The organism is Stenotrophomonas sp. Br8 (assembly GCF_014763005.1).
GTDB lineage: Bacteria > Pseudomonadota > Gammaproteobacteria > Xanthomonadales > Xanthomonadaceae > Stenotrophomonas > Stenotrophomonas lactitubi.
Map to the genome: position 1 here is coordinate 44,826 of NZ_JACGTN010000014.1, position 19,573 is coordinate 64,398.

The 19,573-nt window shown below is 64.3% G+C and carries 15 protein-coding genes; 7 read left to right on the forward strand and 8 right to left on the reverse strand.

Translation table 11 applies throughout. The annotated features are described in order from the left end of the window. Positions 1–81 precede the first annotated feature (81 nt). The 3 genes from adh to H3005_RS12430 all read left to right on the forward strand — a co-directional run bounded on the left by adh (position 82) and on the right by H3005_RS12430 (position 3,208). Positions 82–1,611 (forward strand): aldehyde dehydrogenase, encoded by a 1,530-nt coding sequence (adh, locus tag H3005_RS12420; protein ID WP_089241881.1) that lies wholly within the window; start codon positions 82–84, stop codon positions 1,609–1,611. 74 nt (positions 1,612–1,685) lie between these two features. Further along, complete coding sequence (gene adhP / locus H3005_RS12425; RefSeq protein ID WP_089241883.1) at positions 1,686–2,714, forward strand: alcohol dehydrogenase AdhP; 1,029 nt, start codon at positions 1,686–1,688, stop codon at positions 2,712–2,714. Positions 2,715–2,818: 104 nt separating this feature from the next. Beyond that, complete coding sequence (locus H3005_RS12430) at positions 2,819–3,208, forward strand: hypothetical protein (RefSeq protein ID WP_100554286.1); 390 nt, start codon at positions 2,819–2,821, stop codon at positions 3,206–3,208. A 117-nt stretch (positions 3,209–3,325) separates the two neighbouring features. Here H3005_RS12430 and ligD read toward each other — a convergent pair whose 3' ends face one another. The 3 genes from ligD to H3005_RS12445 all read right to left on the reverse strand — a co-directional run bounded on the left by ligD (position 3,326) and on the right by H3005_RS12445 (position 7,280). Next, positions 3,326–5,803 (reverse strand): DNA ligase D, encoded by a 2,478-nt coding sequence (ligD, locus tag H3005_RS12435; protein WP_100554285.1) that lies wholly within the window; start codon positions 5,801–5,803, stop codon positions 3,326–3,328. Between the two features lie 3 nt (positions 5,804–5,806). After that, on the reverse strand, positions 5,807–6,736 hold the full coding sequence (locus H3005_RS12440; protein ID WP_100554509.1) for a Ku protein: 930 nt from the start codon (positions 6,734–6,736) through the stop codon (positions 5,807–5,809). 145 nt (positions 6,737–6,881) lie between these two features. Continuing rightward, positions 6,882–7,280, reverse strand: a complete 399-nt coding sequence (locus H3005_RS12445) for a hypothetical protein (RefSeq protein WP_100554284.1) — start codon at positions 7,278–7,280, stop codon at positions 6,882–6,884. 141 nt (positions 7,281–7,421) lie between these two features. Between H3005_RS12445 and H3005_RS12450 the strand changes: the two genes are divergently transcribed. Then, positions 7,422–7,748 (forward strand): hypothetical protein, encoded by a 327-nt coding sequence (locus H3005_RS12450; RefSeq protein ID WP_089241889.1) that lies wholly within the window; start codon positions 7,422–7,424, stop codon positions 7,746–7,748. Between the two features lie 105 nt (positions 7,749–7,853). Here the strand turns inward: H3005_RS12450 and H3005_RS12455 are convergent, their stop codons facing one another. Next, entirely contained in the window at positions 7,854–9,968 is a 2,115-nt protein-coding gene (locus tag H3005_RS12455) for a TonB-dependent receptor (protein WP_100554283.1), read from the reverse strand. A 171-nt stretch (positions 9,969–10,139) separates the two neighbouring features. Between H3005_RS12455 and H3005_RS12460 the strand changes: the two genes are divergently transcribed. From H3005_RS12460 to H3005_RS12470, 3 genes are all read left to right on the forward strand, one after another. Next, the gene (locus H3005_RS12460; RefSeq protein ID WP_100554282.1) at positions 10,140–11,342 is read left to right on the forward strand and encodes an amino acid aminotransferase; all 1,203 of its coding nucleotides are present in this window, start codon (positions 10,140–10,142) and stop codon (positions 11,340–11,342) included. Positions 11,343–11,674: 332 nt separating this feature from the next. Further along, positions 11,675–12,691: a class 1 fructose-bisphosphatase gene (locus H3005_RS12465; protein ID WP_100554281.1), complete on the forward strand. Its 1,017-nt coding sequence runs from the start codon at positions 11,675–11,677 to the stop codon at positions 12,689–12,691. A 108-nt stretch (positions 12,692–12,799) separates the two neighbouring features. Beyond that, a complete protein-coding gene (locus tag H3005_RS12470; RefSeq protein ID WP_100554280.1) occupies positions 12,800–13,507 on the forward strand; it encodes a 2OG-Fe(II) oxygenase in 708 nt (235 codons plus the stop codon). A 60-nt stretch (positions 13,508–13,567) separates the two neighbouring features. Here H3005_RS12470 and H3005_RS21070 read toward each other — a convergent pair whose 3' ends face one another. Genes H3005_RS21070 through H3005_RS12490 form a run of 4 tightly spaced genes read right to left on the reverse strand, consistent with a single transcriptional unit; the run spans position 13,568 to position 19,502 of the window. Next, a complete protein-coding gene (locus tag H3005_RS21070; protein WP_263407398.1) occupies positions 13,568–13,702 on the reverse strand; it encodes a hypothetical protein in 135 nt (44 codons plus the stop codon). A 57-nt stretch (positions 13,703–13,759) separates the two neighbouring features. Continuing rightward, a complete protein-coding gene (locus H3005_RS12480; RefSeq protein ID WP_133120124.1) occupies positions 13,760–14,089 on the reverse strand; it encodes a hypothetical protein in 330 nt (109 codons plus the stop codon). After that, positions 14,061–16,268, reverse strand: a complete 2,208-nt coding sequence (locus tag H3005_RS12485; protein WP_165781028.1) for an RHS repeat-associated core domain-containing protein — start codon at positions 16,266–16,268, stop codon at positions 14,061–14,063. Before H3005_RS12485 ends, H3005_RS12480 begins: the two co-directional genes overlap by 29 nt. 15 nt (positions 16,269–16,283) lie before the next feature. Further along, positions 16,284–19,502, reverse strand: a complete 3,219-nt coding sequence (locus tag H3005_RS12490; RefSeq protein ID WP_223880222.1) for a DUF6531 domain-containing protein — start codon at positions 19,500–19,502, stop codon at positions 16,284–16,286. Positions 19,503–19,573 lie beyond the last annotated feature (71 nt).

The following is a 19,573-nucleotide window of genomic DNA, read 5'->3' on the forward strand; positions in this document are numbered from 1 at the left end:
AAGGCGTGATGCAGCGCAGCAGGCCAGGGTTGGCATCGTCCTTGCGCCTGTGGATACACCACGCCCATCACAGGAGCCGCCATGAACGCCGTACCGTCCGCCCGCCCGCATGCCACCGATCCGCGTTCCCTGTTCAAGCCGCGCTATGGCAACTACATCGGTGGCGAATGGATCGCCCCGCGCAGCGGCCAGTACTTCGACAACATCTCGCCGGTGAACGGCCAGGTGTTCACTGAAGTGGCCCGCTCCAACGCCGAGGACATCGACGCCGCACTCGATGCCGCGCACGCCGCCAAGGACGCCTGGGGCCGCACATCGGCCGCACACCGTGCGCTGCTGCTCAACCGCATCGCCGATCGCATCGAGCAGAACCTGGAACTGCTGGCCCACGCCGAGACCTGGGACAACGGCAAGCCGATCCGCGAGACGCTCAACGCCGACGTGCCGCTGATGGCCGACCACTTCCGCTATTTCGCCGGCTGCCTGCGCGCGCAGGAAGGCAGCCTGTCGCAGATCGACGACGACACCGTGGCCTACCATTTCCACGAACCGCTGGGCGTGGTCGGGCAGATCATTCCGTGGAACTTCCCGCTGTTGATGGCGGCCTGGAAACTGGCGCCGGCACTGGCCGCCGGCAACTGCGTGGTGCTGAAGCCGGCTGAGCAGACTCCCGCGTCGATCCTGGTGCTGATGGAGGTGATCGGCGACCTGCTGCCGCCGGGCGTGCTCAACGTGGTCAACGGCTTCGGCCTGGAGGCGGGCAAGCCGCTGGCAAGCAGCCCGCGCATCGCCAAGATCGCCTTCACCGGCGAGACCTCCACCGGCCGCCTGATCATGCAGTACGCCAGCCAGAACCTGATTCCGGTGACGCTGGAACTGGGCGGCAAATCGCCGAACCTGTTCTTCGCCGACGTGATGGCCGAGGACGATGATTTCCTCGACAAGGCGGTGGAAGGTTTCGTCATGTTCGCCTTCAACCAGGGCGAGGTCTGCACCTGCCCGTCGCGCGCGCTGGTACAGGAATCGATCTACGAACGCTTCATGGAGCGCGTGCTCGAACGCGTGGCAGCGATCCGGCAGGGCAATCCGCTGGACCCGAACACCATGGTGGGGGCGCAGGCATCGGGCGAACAGCTGGAGAAGATCCTGTCCTATATCGCCATCGGCCGCGAGGAAGGCGCCGAGGTGCTGATTGGTGGCGACAAGGCCGCGCTCGGTGGCGACCTGGCCGGCGGCTTCTATGTGCAGCCGACCGTGTTCAAGGGCCACAACGGCATGCGTGTGTTCCAGGAGGAGATCTTCGGGCCGGTGGTGTCGGTGACCACGTTCAAGACCGAGGAAGAAGCGCTGCAGATCGCCAACGACACGCTGTACGGGCTGGGTGCCGGCGTCTGGAGCCGCGATGCCGCGCGCCTGTACCGGGTGGGCCGCGCGATCCAGGCCGGGCGGGTATGGACCAACTGCTATCACGCCTACCCGGCACACGCCGCGTTCGGCGGCTACAAACAGTCGGGCATCGGCCGCGAGAACCACCGGATGATGCTCGACCACTACCAGCAGACCAAGAACCTGCTGGTCAGCTACGCACCGAAGAAGCTCGGCTTCTTCTGAGGATTGATCGGGATCAAGGCGCGGGCATGGGGCCGGCGCCATCCTGTCTGCAAGCGCACTACGGAGAAGCACGCATGAATAGAACCATGAAGGCCGCCGTTGTCCGTGAGTTCGGCAAGCCGCTGGTCATCGAGGAAGTCGTGGTACCGCGCCCGGGGGCGGGCGAGGTGCTGGTCAAGATCGAGGCCTGTGGCGTCTGCCACACCGACCTGCACGCCGCCGAGGGCGACTGGCCGGTGAGACCGAACCCGCCGTTCATCCCCGGCCACGAGGGCGTGGGGCACGTCGTGGCCGTGGGAGGCGGGGTAGGGCACATCAAGGAAGGTGACAGGGTCGGCATCCCCTGGTTGTACTCGGCGTGTGGCCATTGCGAACACTGCCTGGGCGGCTGGGAAACGCTGTGCGAAACGCAGCGCAATACCGGCTACTCGGTCAACGGCGGCTTCGCCGAGTACGCACTGGCCGATGCCAACTATGTCGGCCTGCTTCCGAAGGAAGTGGGCTTCGTGGAGATCGCGCCAGTGCTGTGCGCGGGCGTCACCGTGTACAAGGGCCTGAAGGTCACCGACACCAAGCCCGGTGACTGGGTGGCGATCTCCGGCATCGGCGGCCTCGGCCACATGGCCGTGCAGTACGCCCGCGCGATGGGCCTGAACGTTGCAGCGGTGGACGTGGACGACGCCAAGCTGGCCCTGGCCAAGCGCCTGGGCGCGCAGGTCACCGTCAACGCGCGCACCACCGATCCGGCCGCGTTCCTGAAGAAGGAGATCGGCGGCGCGCATGGTGCGCTGGTCACCGCGGTTTCGCCCAAGGCGTTCGAACAGGCGCTGGGGATGGTCCGTCGCGGCGGCACGGTCTCGCTCAACGGCCTGCCACCGGGCAACTTCCCGCTGGACATCTTCGGCATGGTGCTCAACGGCGTCACCGTGCGCGGCTCGATCGTCGGCACCCGCCTGGACCTGCAGGAATCGCTGCAGTTCGCCGCCGAAGGCAAGGTTGCCGCCACGGTCAGCACCGACCGCCTGGAGAACGTCAACGATGTGTTCGCGCGCATGCATGCCGGCACCATCGAAGGCCGCGTGGTGATCGACTTCGCTGCCTGACCCCCTGTGCATGGCCGCCGTGCCCGTTTCCCTCTCCCACGGGTGCGGCGGCCATGCCGATCTGCCGGCAGCGCCGGGCAGCCTGGCGGCCGTACAATGCGCGCATGCCCGCCACGCTCAAGACCATCTTTTTCTCCCTGCTCGCCCTGATCGGCGCGTTGCTCGCGCTGACCCTGGTCAGCAGTGCGGCAGGCTGGCTGCCATCGCTGCTGGGCCTGACGCCGGGAAGCGAGGCGCAGCTCGGCTGGGACCTGGCATTCACCGTGCTCGGCGGCATCGCCGCCATCGCCTTTGCCACCTACTACGCACCGTGCTGGCCACGTGCGCATGGCACCTCGATCTGGTCGTTGCTGGTACTCGGCGCGGGCTATGGCCTGTGGATGATGGGGGGCGATTTCCCACAGTGGTTCGTCATCGGCCTGCTGGTTTCGCTGCCGGTGCAGTTGTTGTTGGGCTGGTGGTTCGGCCGCCGCGCGTCGCGCGATCCGCGCTGAGCGCGCATGGTCAATACTGGCCGCTTCTGCTTCAACGCGTCGATGCCCGTATACGGGTAGTGCCGGCCGCTGGCCGGCAACCTCGATGATCCTGCAGCTGCCGGCCAGCGGCCGGCACTACCGCTTCGACGTCGGCAACGTCTGCTTCAGCGCGTCGATGCCCTGCCACGGATCCGCCTTCAATCGCTTCGCCCGTGCCAACGCCTTGTCCATCGGAAACGCATCGGCAGCGCCGACCCTCGCCAGCTCTTCCCAGCGCAGCGGCACCGCCACGCCCGCGCTCTCGCGCGCACGCAGCGACCACGAACACACGCTTGTCGCACCGCGTGTATTGCGCAGCCAGTCGATGAAGATCACGCCGCTGCGCTTGGCCTTGCTCATCGTCGCCACGTAGCGGTCCGGCGCCTGTTCGGCCATCGCCTGCGCGAACGCCTCGCAGAACGCTTTCGCGTCCTCCCAGTCCGCCTTGGGCAGCAGCGGCACCACCACATGCACGCCCTTGCCACCGGACAACCGCACGAAGCTCTGCAGCCCGGTCTCCTGCAGTCGATCGCGCACATCGCGCGCGCCGCGCTTCACGTCGGCCCAGCTCACGCCCTCACCCGGATCAAGATCGAACACCAGCCGGTCGGGATGTTCGGGATCGGCCACCGTCGCCCCCCAGGGATGCAGCTCCAGGGTGTTCATCTGCACCAATTGCAGCAGCCCGCGTTCGTCATCGATGTAGACGTAGTCCTCGCGCCCGCTCTTCTGCTGCAGCGGCACTGCATGCACGGCGTCGCCCAGGCCTTGGCCGTGGTGCTTCTGGAAGAAGCACGCCTTGCCCACGCCATCGGGACAGCGCAGCAGCGACAGCGGTCGTCCACTGATTTCCGGCAGGATCCAGCGCGCCATCTGCCGGTAGTAGTCGGCGACGTCGCCCTTGCTGAGCTTCTTCTTCGCAAACACCACGCGCTCGGGATGGGTGATGGCAACGTCGTCGCCGTCATCGGCCGATGTTGCACTCATCGCCAGGTCCTCCTTCTTCTTGTCACTGCGCAGTCGCTTGAAACTGGCCTGGCGCAGCAATCCTTCCTTGCCCCAGCCGCGGAACGCGACCTCGGCCACCGTCACCGGCTTCACCCAGCGCACGCTGTCCGCACGGAACGGCACGTGCGACGGCAGCTGCAGCACCGCTGCTTTCACCGCCAACGGTGCAAGCACCGCCGACAGCGCGCGCAGACTTTCATCATCGAAGCCGGTACCAACCCGACCGACATAGCGCAGGCCGCCCTTGTCCGGCGTGGCCAGCAGCAGCGAGCCGAATCCCACCCGCGAGCCCTTTGGCGCGGTGTGGCCGATGATCAGGAATTCATCGGTGTCCTCGTGCTTCACCTTCACCCAGCTGCGTGCGCGGGCGTTCACATAGGGCGCGTCGATCTGCTTGCTGACGATGCCTTCGAAGCCCGCCTTGCCGCTGGCGTCGAACACCGCCGGGCCGTGATCGATGACGTGCTCACTGAAGGCCAGCGTGCCAACAGCATCGCCGATCAGTTCCTTCAGCAGTGCCTTGCGTTCCAGCAGCGGCGCGCGGCTGATGTCGACCCCCGCCACGCCCGGCAGATCGAACACGATGTAGCGCAGCGGTTGTTTCGAGCTGCCGTCGATCACCCGCTGCAGCGCGGCGAAGTCGCTGCGGCCGTTGTCGTCCAGCACCACCAGTTCTCCATCCAGGCGTGCATCGCGCACGGGCAGCGCCTGTACGGCCTGCACCACTTCGGGAAAATCCGCCGTCCAGTCCAGGCCATTGCGCGAGCGCAGTTTTACCTCGCCCTCATGCAGATCGGCCAGCATCCGGTAGCCATCCCACTTGATCTCGTGCAGCCAGCGCTCGCCGTCCGGTGCGCTGTCGCGATGATCGGTGAGCTGTGGTTTGAACTGACGCGGGTAGTCCTTGTCACGCGCTCCGTCCAGCTTCAGCGCGCGCGCACGCCAGCGTGCATCGGCCTTGCGTGGGTGTGCGGTACGCGGCGCTGACGCTGCCTTCTTCGTAGAGGCGCGGGCCGCCTTCGCAGATTTGGTTGCCGGCGCGTGCAGCAGATCATCCGCTTCGGCATCCCGCGCCTGCTCGTCGTCGCGCTTGATCAGCAGCCACTGCACCTGGCGCCCCTTCATCGCCGTGCGTACCAGCTTCCAGCCACCGGCCAGACGCTGCCCATGCAGCACGAAGTCGATTTTGCCGGCCGCCAGTGCCTGCAGCGGATCACCTTCGCAGGCCCAACTGCCGTGGTCGAACACATCGACGTGGCCGGCGCCATAGTGTCCTTCGGGAATATCACCTTCGAAGCCGGCATAGGACAGCGGGTGGTCTTCCACCTCCACCGCCAGGCGCTTCTCACCCACCCGCAGCGACGGCCCCTTCGGCACCGCCCAGCTCTTCAGCACGCCATCCATTTCCAGGCGGAAATCGTAGTGTCGGCTGCTGGCGTGGTGCAGTTGAACCACGAAGATCGGCCGTCGCTTCGGGTTGCCCCGTGCAGGCGCCTCATCCGGCTCGGGGGTCTGCCCGCTGCCTCCGCCCAGTCGACGCTTGCGCCGGTACTGATGCAACGACATGGCTCAACCTGCCTTGCGTCGCGCGGCGGTCTTCTTTGCAGCCTTCTTCGCAGGGGCCTTTTTTGCCGGTGCCTTCTTCGCCGCTGTCTTCCTGGCCGGTGCCTTGCGAGCTGCTGCCTTCTTTGCCGGCGTGCGCTTGTTGGCATCCAGGCTCTTCTGCAGCAATGCCATGAAGTCCACCACGTTGGTGCTGGCGTCCTCGCGCGGTGCCGGCTCGTCCTCCACCTTGGTGGTCCCACCCTTGGACTTGATGCGCTTGTTCAGCACCTGCTGCAGGCGCTCGCGGAATTCATCGTGGTACTGCGACGGATCCCAGTCGCCCGCCATCGACTCGATCAGCTGCTCGGCCATCGCCGTTTCCTTGCTGGTGATGCGATAGTCGGCGAGCTTTCCACTGGGCAGCTTGTAGTCGTCAGGCTCGACCAGTTCCTGCGGATAGCGCAGGATCATCAGCACCAGTGCGTCGTCGTTGGGCATCACCGCGCACAGGTACTCGCGCGTGCGCACCACCACCCGTGCGATACCGACCTTGCCGGTGCTGCGCAGTGTTTCCCGCAGCAGCACGTAGCCTTTCTCGGCTTTTTTACCCGGCACCAGCAGATAGGGTTTTTCGTAGTAGCGTGGATCGATCTGCGTGGCGTCGACGAAGGTCTCCACCTCCACCGTCTCATGGCTCTCCGGGGCCGCCGAACGGATATCGTCTTCCTCCAGCACAACGTAGCTGCCTTTGTCGTACTCGTAGGCTTTGACGATGTCCTTCCACGGCACTTCTTCGCCGGTGTCCGCGTTGACCCGTTCGAAGCGGATCGGTTTGCGGTCGCGCGAATCCAGCATGCGGAAGTGCAGGTCGACCTTGCGTTCACCGGACATCAGCGAGACCGGTACGTTGAGCAGGCCGAAGGAAAGTGTGCCGGTCCAGATCGGGCGGGCCATGATGCGCACCTGGGTTTCAGCAGGGGTAGCCAGCTTCAGCCGGCCGCCGTGAAACGCTCGTGTCGACAACGTGCACGCCGTGCGGGTAGTGCCGGCCGCTGGCCGGCATCCCACGCATCATCGAGCTGCCGGCCAGCGGCCGGCACTACTGCAGCAGCGGCCTCACCGCAGCGGCCGGGATATGGTCCAGCGCGCGCCAGGCATCTTCCACCACCGGCTGCGCTTGTGCCCAGTTCAGGCGCGACTGTCCGCGCATCTGGTCCCAGTGCTCGGCCAATTCGCCACAGGTATCGGCGCCACCGCCACGCGGCCAGTCGGCGGCGTGCGTGGTCAGCGCGAAGGCATATACCGGGCACAGGTCGCGCCAGTTGCGATGCCCCTGTGCGCGGCGTTCTTCGTAGTCGCTCAGCATGTACTGCAGGTAATCCTGCGCCACCGCTTGGGGATCCTCCGTGCGGCGGGTCCGGCGCTGCGCGCTGCGCTGGCCCAGCGGATCCAGCAGGGCGTTGAACACGGACGGGGCGGGGCGTTCAAGACGGGGCATGGCCGGCTCCTGCAGCAGGGCGGGTGGGCAGGAATACGCGCGGTGCCGTTATCCAGTCGTGACAAAGATGTTCATGACGCCAGGTTCGCAGTGGCTTTACTTCGTCCGCGCTGTAGTGGAGGCCTACCGGAGGAATGCCCCATGACCACCACCCGTGACCCCCTGCGTGAGAACCACACCCCCGAGCCGGGCGAGCAGCGCGGCAAACACGATCTGGCCGACGCCGAGGACCGCGGCGCGGGCATGTCGACACCAGACGAGGGCGCCTTGCCCGTCGTGCGTCGACCTGAACAGGCCGCACAGGACCGCAAGGACTGTGGCGATCGCAATCGCGGCGGCCAGGAAAGCCCGCTGAAGCGGCGCGAGCGCAAGCAGCATGCCAGCGACAACCAGGACGAGGCGCTGGAAGAGACCTTCCCGGCCAGCGACCCGACCTCGCCGTTCGTGCCAGCCAAGGCCCCGGATTGATCGCCACGCCGGCCAGGGCCTCCGTTTGACGGGTAGTGCCGGCCGCTGGCCGGCAACCTTATCCCCTGCACGGAGCGTTGCCGGCCAGCGGCCGGCACTACCGCTTCAGCGCCATGACCACTGCAGCCCCACGCTGGCGCGGCGGTCCGGCCCCGGTTCGAAGAACCGGCCGTTGCCGTCGTTCACGATCACCGAGCCGATGTAGCGCTGGTCCAGCGCGTTGTCGATACGCGCGAATGCACGCAGCTCACCGGCCTGCAGCCTCCAGCTGCGGCCGGCCTCCAGGTCCAGCAGCGCGTATCCCGGCGCGCGCTCGGTGGCGATGTCGTTCACCACCACGTCGCTGCTGGCGGCAGCTTCCAGCGCCCACTGCCAGTCCCCCGGCGACCACTGCAGGCGCGCATACGCCTGCTGCCGGGGCACGCCGGGCAGGCGGCTGCCGGCGGCAACCACGGTATCGGGCACTGCGCAGTTGCTGGCCGCGCAGGCCAGGTAGGGCGAGCGCACCTGCGCCTGCAGCCAGGTCCAGGCCAGCTGCAGCTCCAGCTGCTCGGCCAGCGGTTGCCGGTACTGCAGCTCCACACCTTGGCGGCGGGTACGGCCGATGTTGCGGTACGTGCTGCGACCGTTGGTATTGCTGGCAACGGCCAGCTCATCGTCTGTATCTGCGCGGAACAGGCTTACATCGAGCTGCCTTCCATCCTGTGCGTGCCACTTGCTGCCCACTTCCAGGCTGCGGCTGCGGGCAGCCGCGAGATCCAGCGCCAGCCCGGCCTGGCCATCGGCGCGGTAGCCCAGCTCATTGAACGTCGGGGTTTCAAATCCACGGCCCACGGCCGCGTGCAGGCGCCACTGCGGGCTGGCCTCGAAGCTGACTCCCGCCACCGGCGTGGTGGCCTGGTAGCGGCGGCGGCCGCTGTCGTCCGGGTTGCGCCCGGCGATGTAGCGATCATCCGATTCGAAGCGCACCGTGCTGTGGCGCACTCCGGCCAACAGCGACCAGCGCGGGCTCCATTGCCACCACGCCTGGGCGAACTGGTCCACGTTCTGCACGATGTCGATCTGGTCGCGGCGCAGGCGCCCGCGCACGCCCAGGGAGGTGCCGATGAAGTTCTCGTAGCCAGTGCGGTGCTGGCGCTGACGATCGGCATTCACGCCCACCACCAGATCCAGCGGGCGGCCCCACAGATCGCCGTTCCAGCCCCAGCGTGCGTCCAGCCCGCCATAGCCGCCATCCAGGTCGATCACGCCACCGGCATGCAATGGGTTGGCCTGCGGTCCTGGCGGAATCGGCAGGTACTGGGTCACCGCGCGCTGCCCGGCATAGCCCATCAGCTGCCAGCGCTGCGCGCCGGCTTCCCGCGTCCAACGCAGGCCGGCCTGCTGCTGGCGCACCGATTTGCGGGTGTTGTACTGGTGGGCCACCGCCGTCGCCTGACGCGGGTCGGCCGCCACCTGCGCGCGGCTCAGTCCCAGCGGGTCCTGCGCGTTGGGCGCGTGCAGCGCGTTGAGCAGCAGTTCCAGGCGGCCGCCAGCGAACTCGGTGCCCAGCCGCGCGTTCAACGACTCGCGGCGCGCACGGCTGTGGTCACGCCAACCATCGGTGCTGAAATGGTTGGCGGCCACGTTGTAGTCGATGCTCTTGCCGGCCCCGCGCAGCTGCGCGCCGACGCTGAGCGTGTTGTCGGCACCGGCATTCACGCGCAGCCGCCAAGGGTCACCGGCCTGGCCCTGCGCACTCCACACCTGCAGTACGCCCCCGGACGAGTTGCCGTACAGGGCCGAGAACGGCCCGCGCAGCACCTCGATGCGCTCGGCACCGAGCAGGCTGGCGTGCGACAGCTGGCCCTGCCCATCGGGCATGGTCGCCGGTACGCCGTCGATCAGCACACGCACCCCGCGCACGCCGAAGGTCGAGCGTGCGCCGAAGCCTCGGATCGACAGCTGGGTGTCCTGCGCGAAGTTCTGCCGGTCGCGGGCCAGGAGGCCCGGCACCCCGCCCAGCGCCTCGGACAGCTGCGCGTTGGGGCCGGCACGGTCAGCATCGATCCACACCGTATCCAGGCTGGCGGGCAGGGCGAAGGGATCCACGCCTGGCACCCGCGCGGCCTGCACCTGCACAGCCGGCAGCGCGGTGGGCGAGGGCTCGGCCCCCACCGCCAAAGGCGACAGCAGCAGGGCGGACAGCGGCAGGCAATGACGTCGTGCGGCGGGATTCATGATTCAGGTTGATGGATCGGGCGGCAACGCACGCCATGGTACGGGCAGGCGGATGACGATGGCGGCGGCCAGCCCCGGCAGGCTTTGTTACGATGGGTCGGTTTCGGCCGACAGGCCGCAAGCCGCGTGGCGCAATTCCTCCCCCTTTCCGTCTACCGAACGAGTACCGCCGTGTCCTTCTTTGCAAACGTGGAACTGGTCCCAGGCGACCCGATCCTGGGCCTGACCGAGGCGTACAACGCCGACAGCCGCCCGACCAAGGTCAACCTGGGTGTGGGCATCTACTACGACGAGAGCGGCCGCATTCCGCTGCTGCGCGCCGTCAAGCAGATCGAGCAGCAGCTCGCCAACGAAGCCAAACCGCGCGGCTACCTGCCGATCGATGGCCTGCCGGCGTACACCCAGGCTACCCGTGAGCTGGTGTTCGGCAAGGATTCGCCGCTGCTGGCCGCCGGCCGCGTCACCACCGCACAGACCGTCGGTGGCAGCGGTGCGCTGCGCGTCGGCGCCGACGTGCTGAAAAAGCTGCTGCCGCACGCCACCGTCGCGCTGAGCAACCCGAGCTGGGAAAACCACCGCGCCGTGTTCAGCGCCGCTGGTTTCGAGGTGGTCGATTACACCTACTTCGACCCGGCCACCCATGGCGTGAACTTCGACGGCCTGCTGGCCGACCTGGGCAAGCTGGAAGCGGGCACCGTGGTGCTGCTGCATGCCTGCTGCCACAACCCCACCGGCGCCGACCTCACCGTCAGCCAGTGGAAGCAGGTCGCGCAGCTGCTGAAGGACCGCCAGCTGTTCCCCTTCATCGACATGGCCTACCAGGGCTTCGACAAGGGCATCGAGCAGGACGGCGCCGCGGTGCGCATCATCGCCGAGGCCGGCATCGACAGCTTCATCGTCGCCAACTCGTACTCCAAGTCGTTCTCGCTGTATGGCGAGCGCGTGGGTGCGCTGTCGATGGTGGCGCCGACCGCCGCTGACGCCAAGGCCGTGCAGTCGCAGGTCAAGCGCGTGATCCGCACGATCTACTCCAGCCCGTCCACGCACGGTGCTGCACTGGTTGCCGGCGTGCTGACCAACCCGGAACTGCGCGCGATGTGGGAGCAGGAACTGACCGAGATGCGCGAGCGCATCCACGCCCTGCGCCAGGGCCTGGTCGAGAAGCTGGCCGCCGCCGGTGCCCCGCAGTTCGGTTTCATCAACGAGCAGGCCGGCATGTTCTCGTACTCCGGCCTGAGCCGCGAACAGGTCGAGCGCCTGCGCGACGAGTTCGGCATCTACGCCGTCGGCACCGGCCGCATCTGCGTGGCCGCGCTGAACCAGAACAACCTGGAATACGTCGCCAAGGCCGTGGCCACCGTCGCCAAGGGCTGAAGCACCACTCCAGTGGTTTGAAAACAAAGGCGCCGCAAGGCGCCTTTGTTTTTGCTCCTGCCTTGCCACACCCTCCGCGCGCGCAGCCAACCCTGAAGCACGCGGGAGGGGGAGGCAATGCAGGACCGTTGGCGCCATGGATGGCGCCATCGAGCTTACATGGACGTACTTGCAGCGTGTCCTGCATTGTCTCCCCCTCCTGCGTGCCTCGACGAAAGGGAAGCGCCACACAGCGCAACGCATCTGGAAACGATTACGCCCTCCCCGCTCACCCACGCGCAAGTCAGACCAGCGACAATAGTCGTTTCCCCGTTGCCGAGACCTGCCCGCCCATGTCCCGTACCTCGTTGACCCGCTTCCTGATCCAGCAGCAGCACGCCGGCCGCATCAACGCCGACCTGCGCCAGCTGATCGCGGTCGTCGCCCGCGCCTGCACCAGCATCTCCATCGCCGTCAGCAAGGGCGCCCTCGGTGGCGTGCTCGGCGAAGCCGGCACCGGCAACGTGCAGGGCGAAGCGCAGAAGAAGCTGGATGTCATCAGCAACGAGATCCTGCTGGAAGCCAACGCCTGGGGCGGTCACCTCGCTGCCTGCGCATCGGAGGAAATGGACCACAGCCAGCCGGTGCCGGACATCTACCCGCGCGGCGATTTCCTGCTGCTGTTCGATCCCCTCGATGGCAGCTCCAACATCGACGTCAACGTCTCCGTCGGCACCATCTTCTCGGTGCTGCGTTGCCCGACCAACGTCGAACTGCCTGGCGATGACGCCTTCCTGCAGCCGGGCAGCAAGCAGATCGCCGCCGGCTACTGCATCTACGGTCCCAGCACGCAGCTGGTGCTGACCGTCGGCCACGGTACCCACGCCTTCACCCTCGACCGCGAAACCGGCGAGTTCCTGCTGACCACCGAGAACATGCAGATCCCGGCGGCCACCCAGGAGTTCGCCATTAACATGTCCAACCAGCGCCACTGGGAAGCGCCGATGCAGGCCTATGTGGAAGATCTGCTGGCCGGCAAGGAAGGCCCGCGCGGCAAGAACTTCAACATGCGCTGGATCGCCAGCATGGTCGCCGACGTGCATCGCATCCTGACCCGCGGCGGCATCTTCATCTACCCGTGGGACAAGAAGGAACCGGGCAAGGCCGGCAAGCTGCGCCTGATGTACGAAGCCAACCCGATGGGGCTGCTGGTGGAGCAGGCGGGCGGTACGGCCTGGACTGGTCGCGAACGCATCATCGACCTGCAACCCGACCAGCTGCACCAACGCGTGCCGGTGTTCCTCGGTTCGCGCGAAGAGGTCGCCGAGGCCGTGCGTTATCACCAGGAGCATGACGCGAAGAGCGTCTGACAGCGGCCATCCCTACAGCGGTCATGGCAGATTGATGACATGACCGCAGGGTGACAGCAGCGGCTGCAAACGGCACCATCAAGCCCTTGCCGTCGAAGGAATGCACGCATGCACGAGCCGGGCCCTGTCGATTTCATCGAGGTCATCCACAACGCCGTCCCCAGCGACGTGTGCGCTGCGATCGTCGCCCGCATGCGTGCAAGTCAGGGCCTGAAACCCGGTGCAGTGGGCAGCGGCGTGTTCCCGGAACTCAAGCACAGCAAGGATCTGCGGATCAGCGGCCTGGACGGATGGCAGGATGTCGACCAGCAGCTGCAGCAGGCGGTTTTTGCCGGTCTGCAGACTTATCTACGCCGTTATCCACAGGCATTGATCGCGCCGCTGATGTTGCAGATCCAGGACAGCAACGGCCAGCCGCGACGTCTGTCGGCCGAGGATTTTCCCGACATGGCACCGGAGCAGCTTGCGGATCTGGCGCGCACCTGCCTGCGCCCGGGCGCGATCAACCTGCAGTGGTACGCAGCGGGCGAGGGCGGCTACCCGTACTGGCACTGCGAGCTGTACCCGAAGGATGCGCAGGCCGACACGCTGCACCGCCACCTGCTGTGGACGCTGTACCTCAACGACGACTTCGAAGAAGGCGAAACCGAGTTCCTGTTCCAGGGCCGGAAGATCGCGCCGCGCACCGGCAGCCTGTTGATCGCACCGACGGCGTTCACCCATACCCATCGCGGCAACCGCCCGCAGGGCGGCGACAAATTCATCGCCACCAGCTGGATTTTGTTCCAGAGTGCGCAGAAGTTGTTTGGGGGGTAGCGTCCTCGTAGAGTCGAGCTTGCTCGACTTCGCTCCAGGTTCCGTCGAGCAAGCTCGACGCTATCGAGGGCGGCGGCGATAGAGAATCCCGCCCGCCAAAGCGCCGAACACCGCCACACCGAAGCCAACGAGCTCTTCTTCTCCAAGCGCGTCGCCCGACATCAGCTTGCCGGCCGTCAGCAGCAGAACGTTCAATGGAAGCATCCACAGGAACGCGATGCGCAGCCAGTAGATGATCTTCAGGTCACGTGCTCACTGGTCCGGATACATCGACTTGAACCAGTAGGCGGATCTGTTCCGCATCCAAGTGCTGAACTCTTTCGTCTCGAGCTCCCGCAACTGGTGCATATCGATTCCATAGCGTTGGAACAGCGAAATCAGCTCTCTCATACCGTCCTCATCCACAGCCGACGGATCAACAGAGACGTTGATCGTTCTGAGAAAGCCCTCAACAGACACCACGCCCGATGTTTTACTCAACCTGGAGAAGAACGCATCCTCGTCCAGTCGTGAATAGAACCTCAAGGATTCAATTTCCAGCTTCAGCATAGAATCAGCGCCTTCTTCCACCAGGGTAGACATTGATGTAGTCCCCATTGGGGGATTGAACGTCCCAATGAGGTCCACCATGGGCACCCCCTCCTTGGCCAGAGGGAACCCAAACATCTCCGGATTTGTCGAGCCATCCACTCCCTCTGCCATTCGGGCTCTTAACCCACTGAGGCCCCTTCTTGGGTGCACAGTATCCCTCAACCTCGCCAGGGAGACCCGGAGCCTTCGCACCGTTGGGATCTGTTGCGTCGGCTGGTGGCTTGTTGTAGAGCGCTCTCGCAAGCTGAGGGAGTGAAGGAGAAACAAGCACGATAGTTCCGAAGATGCCAAAACTCCCAGCATCCAATCGAGGACCACCGTACTCTTCAGAACCACCTGTGGCGTAGTTGCCTGGATAGTAGGTCGGACGCAGTGCGCGAGCCTGAAGCCCGAGGGGGTCAACCGAATTGATTGGGTTGCCGCCAACATAGGCGTACGTATTGGTTCCTCCGACCAACCCGATCGGATCACTCTGCACATACCGGCCAATGCTTGCGTCATAGTCACGGAAGCCGTTGTACCAAAGCCCGCTTTCTGCATCGTAGTACTGGCCCGGGAAGCCAATGTTCAACCCACCGATTTCATCCTTCTGCACGCTGCGCCCATAGGCGTAGTTGTATGCCTTCCAGACAGTGTGCTGGTCCGGGCTGGTCACGAACTCCGGGCGTCCGAGATGATCGGTATGCACGTAATTGTGCTGACCACTGCGCGCCAGCCCCACCAGTTCACCTTCGAACCAGAAGTAGTTGGTCCACACGCCGTTGTTCAGCTCGGTCATGAGCTGGTTCTGACCGGCGTAGAAGTAGCGGCTGTTGGTGCTCTGGTTGATCTTCGCAACGCGCTGTCCCTGCGCATTCAGCACGTAGTCGGTCGTTGCGCCTCCGATGTTGCTGCGGCTCATGCGATTGAAGGCGTCGTACTCGAAGGTGCTGATCCGGCTGCCCGCAGTCTCGCTGATACGATTTCCCAGTGCGTCGTACTGGTACTGGCGGCTGCCGTCCTGGTTGGTGTAGTTCAGCACCCGATTGCTCCCCGGGTCGATGCTGTACTGGGTCAACTGATTGCCGGCCTGATAGCGGTCGTGATTGCCGCCGGCGTCGTAGGAAAGCGTGTTGGTGACGCCAAAGCGTGTCAGCTGGGTCAGGCGACTCAGCGAGTCATAACCGATCATCTGGGTCATGTTCGGGTCGACAGCGTCGACGATGGCGGTGATTTCTCCATCGCCACTGTACTGGTAGTCCCAATAGCTGACCTTGCTGCTGTTGGGTCCCCAGACCGACATTGCCGTCAGCCGTCCCTCCTGATCGTGGTTATAGCCACGGACGAGGCCATTGCCATAGGCCAGCTGCTCATGCGCTCCGGTGACCTTCCAGTTGGCCTGCGAGATGATTGAGCGCTGAGTACCGTCGACGGTTGCCATCAACGCGCTTGGCTTTCCCTGGGAACCATAGGTGTAGGTCGCCTTGTCACCATTGGGATAGGTGATCTGGCTCAGGCGATTGATGCTATCGTAGCCATACGTCGTGCTGTGATCCGTCTTCTGACCAGACAGATCTGTGAAGTCGCGGCGTATCTGCAGTTCGCCGTTCGGCGTGTAGGCGAAATGTGTCGCTGTTCCCGGCCCCGAGGTGCCGCACAACAGTCCCTTGCCATTACCGCACCAATCGTAGCTGTAGCCCAACGTCTGGTCTTCGGCGCTCGCAGAAGTCATTCGTCCCAGGCCGTCATAGCCGAAGGAAACGACGCTGCCATCTGCACGCGTCGTCGCGGTCCGCAAACCAGCAGCATCATACTGATGCTGCGTCGTTCCCGTATCCGGGCTCACCTGCTTCCACATCTGGCCGAAGCCATCGAATTCATAGGTGGTGACTAGTTTTCGCGGATCGCTCACCTGGATCGGACGATCTGCAAGATCGTAGGCGATCTGGGTCGTGCCCCCGGCAGCGTCGATTGATTGGATCAGGCGCCCACGCGGGTCGTAGTTCATCCGGGTAACCCGATTCTGCGAATCGGTGACCTGGGTGACGCGCCCTTCAGCGTCATAGGCATAGCGCACGTTCTGCACGCCGTTTCCGCGTTCGACAATCACACGTCCCAGTTCGTCGTACTCATATGTATTGACAGAGACAATAGCGTTCAGCCCCATCAGGGCAAGCGTCAGTGCTGGCATTTGGACAGTCCTTTGTTACCGAGGCCGTTCGCAGGTAACGCGGCCACAGCTTCCCTTGTTGTTCTCAACAGACAATGTCGCCCTCCCTTCCGTGCCCCACGCAGCACCACCAGAGGCCATTTGCGCCTTGTAGATGAAGGTGACGTTGCCATTGCCGGTGTTCTTCGGACCAACGCTTCTGGTAAAGGTTGCAACTGCCCCAGGAGGCACCGGTCCAGCCAGGCCCATGCTTTCATTGAGCTGAAGGATTCCGAATGCCAGATAGGTGTCACCAGGGTTCCACACGACGTTGCCGGTATTGCGGAACTGGAACGTCAGATTCGACGAGCCCCCATTGAATATCTGCCGGGGTGATGCCGATGCGCTGACCAGTTCTGCATTGCGGACGACGGCGGGTATGGTGAAGGCTCCTGATCGATTGATCGTCAGATGATCGCCGCCCCATGGCGAGATGCCATGAACATACAGCGCCTTGTCACCATGCGCTGATCGTAGATTGGCATCGAGCGGGATCTTGAACCAGTACGCATTGCCGTGCGCTTGGCAAGCGTTGGCGACGTTGCCGTCCGTTGCCAGGTTGGCACGGCCACTGGCTACGAAGGTGCCCCCCGTCCATGCGGAGCTTCCTGCATAGACGTGCACATCGATCGACGCGTCCACGCCCATCGAGCAAGCCCAACCTTCGACGAAGAAGTTCCAGTTGCCGTCCTGGGTCACCCCACCGATGTCGCCGACGATGTTTGCCGATGGAATCGCGAATGCACCTGAGTTCGCAAGCGGTCGATCCTGATTTCGACCTTGCGGAGACTGGGCATAGATGGAGAACTTGCGTCCGCCCAATTGCTGCCTCTGAGCTAGCGAGATCGGCAACTGATATCGATAAGAACTACCTGAGGCTTGGCAGGCTGCAGCAACCCCTGGCTCACTGGCGAGGTTGGCTTGAGTGCTTCCCAGATAGATGTTGCCATCGGCGTAGCCATCTACCTGGATCGACCCAGCCGATCCAGTGGAGCAGGCCCAGCCACGCACGAACCAGTTCCACTGCCCGTCATGGGTGATCTCGTCAATCGTTCCTGTGACCACCGTATCGATCGGATAGTCGGTGTGCGAGACCTCGGTACGCGTGCGATTGGAAGCGTTGTTGTAACTATGGCGCGTCCACGCCCACTTGCCGTCTCCCATTGAACGGACTTCCTGTATCAGGCGACGTCCGGCATCGTAGCTGTAACGGATGGTCACTCCATCGGGCTGCGTGAGCGAGGCAATATCGCCTGCAGGGGTGTAGCCAATGGTCGTGGTGGCCCAGCCTGTTGCGGAACTGGTTCTGTCGGACACAACACGGCCACGTCCATCGTACGTCAGCTCCCTCACGCCACCGTTCGCATTGACGATGCGTCCCGGTAAGCCCAGTCCGTTGAAGTTGGAGTAGCTGACCGTATGACCGAGTGCGTTGGTGACGCTGGCCAGATCGCCTTGGCTGTTGAAGACGGAGGTAACGTCATCCTGTGCAAGCGGTCCGTCGACCTTGATGGAGGCCTTCAATCCATTGGGATGGTAGGTATAGACGCTCCGGGTCACCCGCGTCTGGCTGGGCACCCCGCGTGCCGTCAAATTGCGCTCGGTTACACTGGCTACGTTTCCACGATCGTCATAGGTGTAGGCAGCTTCGAGATCACCCACGACCGTTGTCTTGAGCAGTCGGTTCCGCGTGGTATCCCACTCCTGCAGCGTGGTGCGTTCGGCAGAGCTGCCAACAGCTTCCACCCGCTTGAGCAGGTAGCCCTGTGCGCTGTAGTCAAAGTTGGTCAGATTGTCCTGGAAGTCATGAACCAGGTCGGGGTAACCGTTCGCGTCATAGCTCTGCTCCTTGTAGCTTGCCGGGCAGTTCGGCGATGGATCGCCCTTAGTCGACACCATCTTTCCGTCCTTGAACGTGTAGGTGGTGCTACGGCCGAGGGGATTGACCACGGTGACGTCAATGTCCACCGGACGCGTCAGGCCAGGCGATGCGGCGGCCGTCATACCCAGAGCACTCTCCATCGGCAGCGAATCGACAGGCAGCGAGCGTGGCTGGTAGCAGATGCGTGAGCCTCCGGGGCGCTGTTCGCACCATCCACGCTCTTCGTCGGTGCGGAAACCACCTGGCCGAGTCGGTGCGGGGGGCGGAAGCACCGGTTCGGTGCTGCGAACCGCGTAGCTGAAGCGGAACCGTTCAACGCCACCATTGTGCTCCGTGCTGATGGCGCGCCGCTCCGCATCGTAGGCAAAAGTGGAATAGCGCACGCCATCAAAAGACTTGCCGGTCAGGGCTCCCGGGAAGCGGGCATCTTCGTAGTGGTAGCTGATCGTCGTTGCAGGTGTGCCTGGCAGCGTCGAGCTGGCGAGCCGGCCACGTCCGTTCCCGAACACACTGGGGGTATAGGTGTAGCGATAGATGTTGCCGGCCGGATCGGTCACCTGGGTAACCTGCCCGTTGGCCCAGCCAAAGCTGATGCTACGTCCAGAGGAGTGGGTCACCTTCTGCAGGTAGCGGTCAACATAGGAGAATGTCCAGCTCACACCCTGCTCATTGCTGAGTCGGGTGATGTAGCCCTCGGCGTTGTAGGTCTCCGCCCCATTGTTTTCGTTTCGAAGCGTAAACGTGCCATCGCCGTTCGCGGAGAGGTACGCGATGGGCTGGGCCTTGTCCTCATACCAACGACCGCTGGCCGCATCCTTGAGGTACTTGATGCGGCGACCGTCGGGCCGTTGCACCCACGCCAGCTGATTTGCATCGGTGAATGCGAGCGAATAGTCGAAGTTGCTCAGCCAGTGATTGCCGAACAGTCCAGTCGCGCTCCAGTAATGATTGTAATTGCGCTGCAGGAACAGGCCCATTTCGCCCTGACTGGCGAAATCGAGTTCCGGCTCGACCTTGTTACCGCTGTAGAGAACGACAGGATTGCCCTTGCGACCATTGCAGTCCTTCTCTTTGTCATCGGTCGGCTGCTCCTTCGCGGTTTCGGTCGGAATCGCACCGCCGCCGCCATTGTCCATCTGTGATTCGGACAGGTGGACGCCACTGCCGCCACCAAATCCAAAACCGCCTACACCGCCACCTCCAGCAGGGCGCGTGGCGACGACTTGAACGGTTTCGAGAGTGTTTGCCGCGGTTGCCAACGTCATCGGCAGGGAAAGCAGCGGCAAAAGAAGAAGACGGGACTGCAGGGTGTTCCTTGTTGCAACGTGCGTCATGCGCTTGCCTAGCTCCTCATCCGAGACCGACTCATTCAGTCATCGGGAATTCATGTTTGTAACGAGTGTAT

Coding starts and splice junctions, on each gene's coding strand:
- adhP (WP_089241883.1), top strand. CDS start 1,686: ATGAATAGAACCATGAAGGCCGCCGTTGTCCGTGAGTTCGGCAAGCCG.
- H3005_RS12430 (WP_100554286.1), top strand. CDS start 2,819: ATGCCCGCCACGCTCAAGACCATCTTTTTCTCCCTGCTCGCCCTGATC.
- H3005_RS12445 (WP_100554284.1), bottom strand. CDS start 7,280: ATGCCCCGTCTTGAACGCCCCGCCCCGTCCGTGTTCAACGCCCTGCTG.
- H3005_RS12465 (WP_100554281.1), top strand. CDS start 11,675: ATGTCCCGTACCTCGTTGACCCGCTTCCTGATCCAGCAGCAGCACGCC.
- H3005_RS12450 (WP_089241889.1), top strand. CDS start 7,422: ATGACCACCACCCGTGACCCCCTGCGTGAGAACCACACCCCCGAGCCG.
- H3005_RS12480 (WP_133120124.1), bottom strand. CDS start 14,089: ATGTCTACCCTGGTGGAAGAAGGCGCTGATTCTATGCTGAAGCTGGAA.
- ligD (WP_100554285.1), bottom strand. CDS start 5,803: ATGTCGTTGCATCAGTACCGGCGCAAGCGTCGACTGGGCGGAGGCAGC.
- H3005_RS12485 (WP_165781028.1), bottom strand. CDS start 16,268: ATGCCAGCACTGACGCTTGCCCTGATGGGGCTGAACGCTATTGTCTCT.
- H3005_RS12455 (WP_100554283.1), bottom strand. CDS start 9,968: ATGAATCCCGCCGCACGACGTCATTGCCTGCCGCTGTCCGCCCTGCTG.
- H3005_RS12440 (WP_100554509.1), bottom strand. CDS start 6,736: ATGGCCCGCCCGATCTGGACCGGCACACTTTCCTTCGGCCTGCTCAAC.
- H3005_RS12490 (WP_223880222.1), bottom strand. CDS start 19,502: ATGACGCACGTTGCAACAAGGAACACCCTGCAGTCCCGTCTTCTTCTT.
- H3005_RS12470 (WP_100554280.1), top strand. CDS start 12,800: ATGCACGAGCCGGGCCCTGTCGATTTCATCGAGGTCATCCACAACGCC.
- adh (WP_089241881.1), top strand. CDS start 82: ATGAACGCCGTACCGTCCGCCCGCCCGCATGCCACCGATCCGCGTTCC.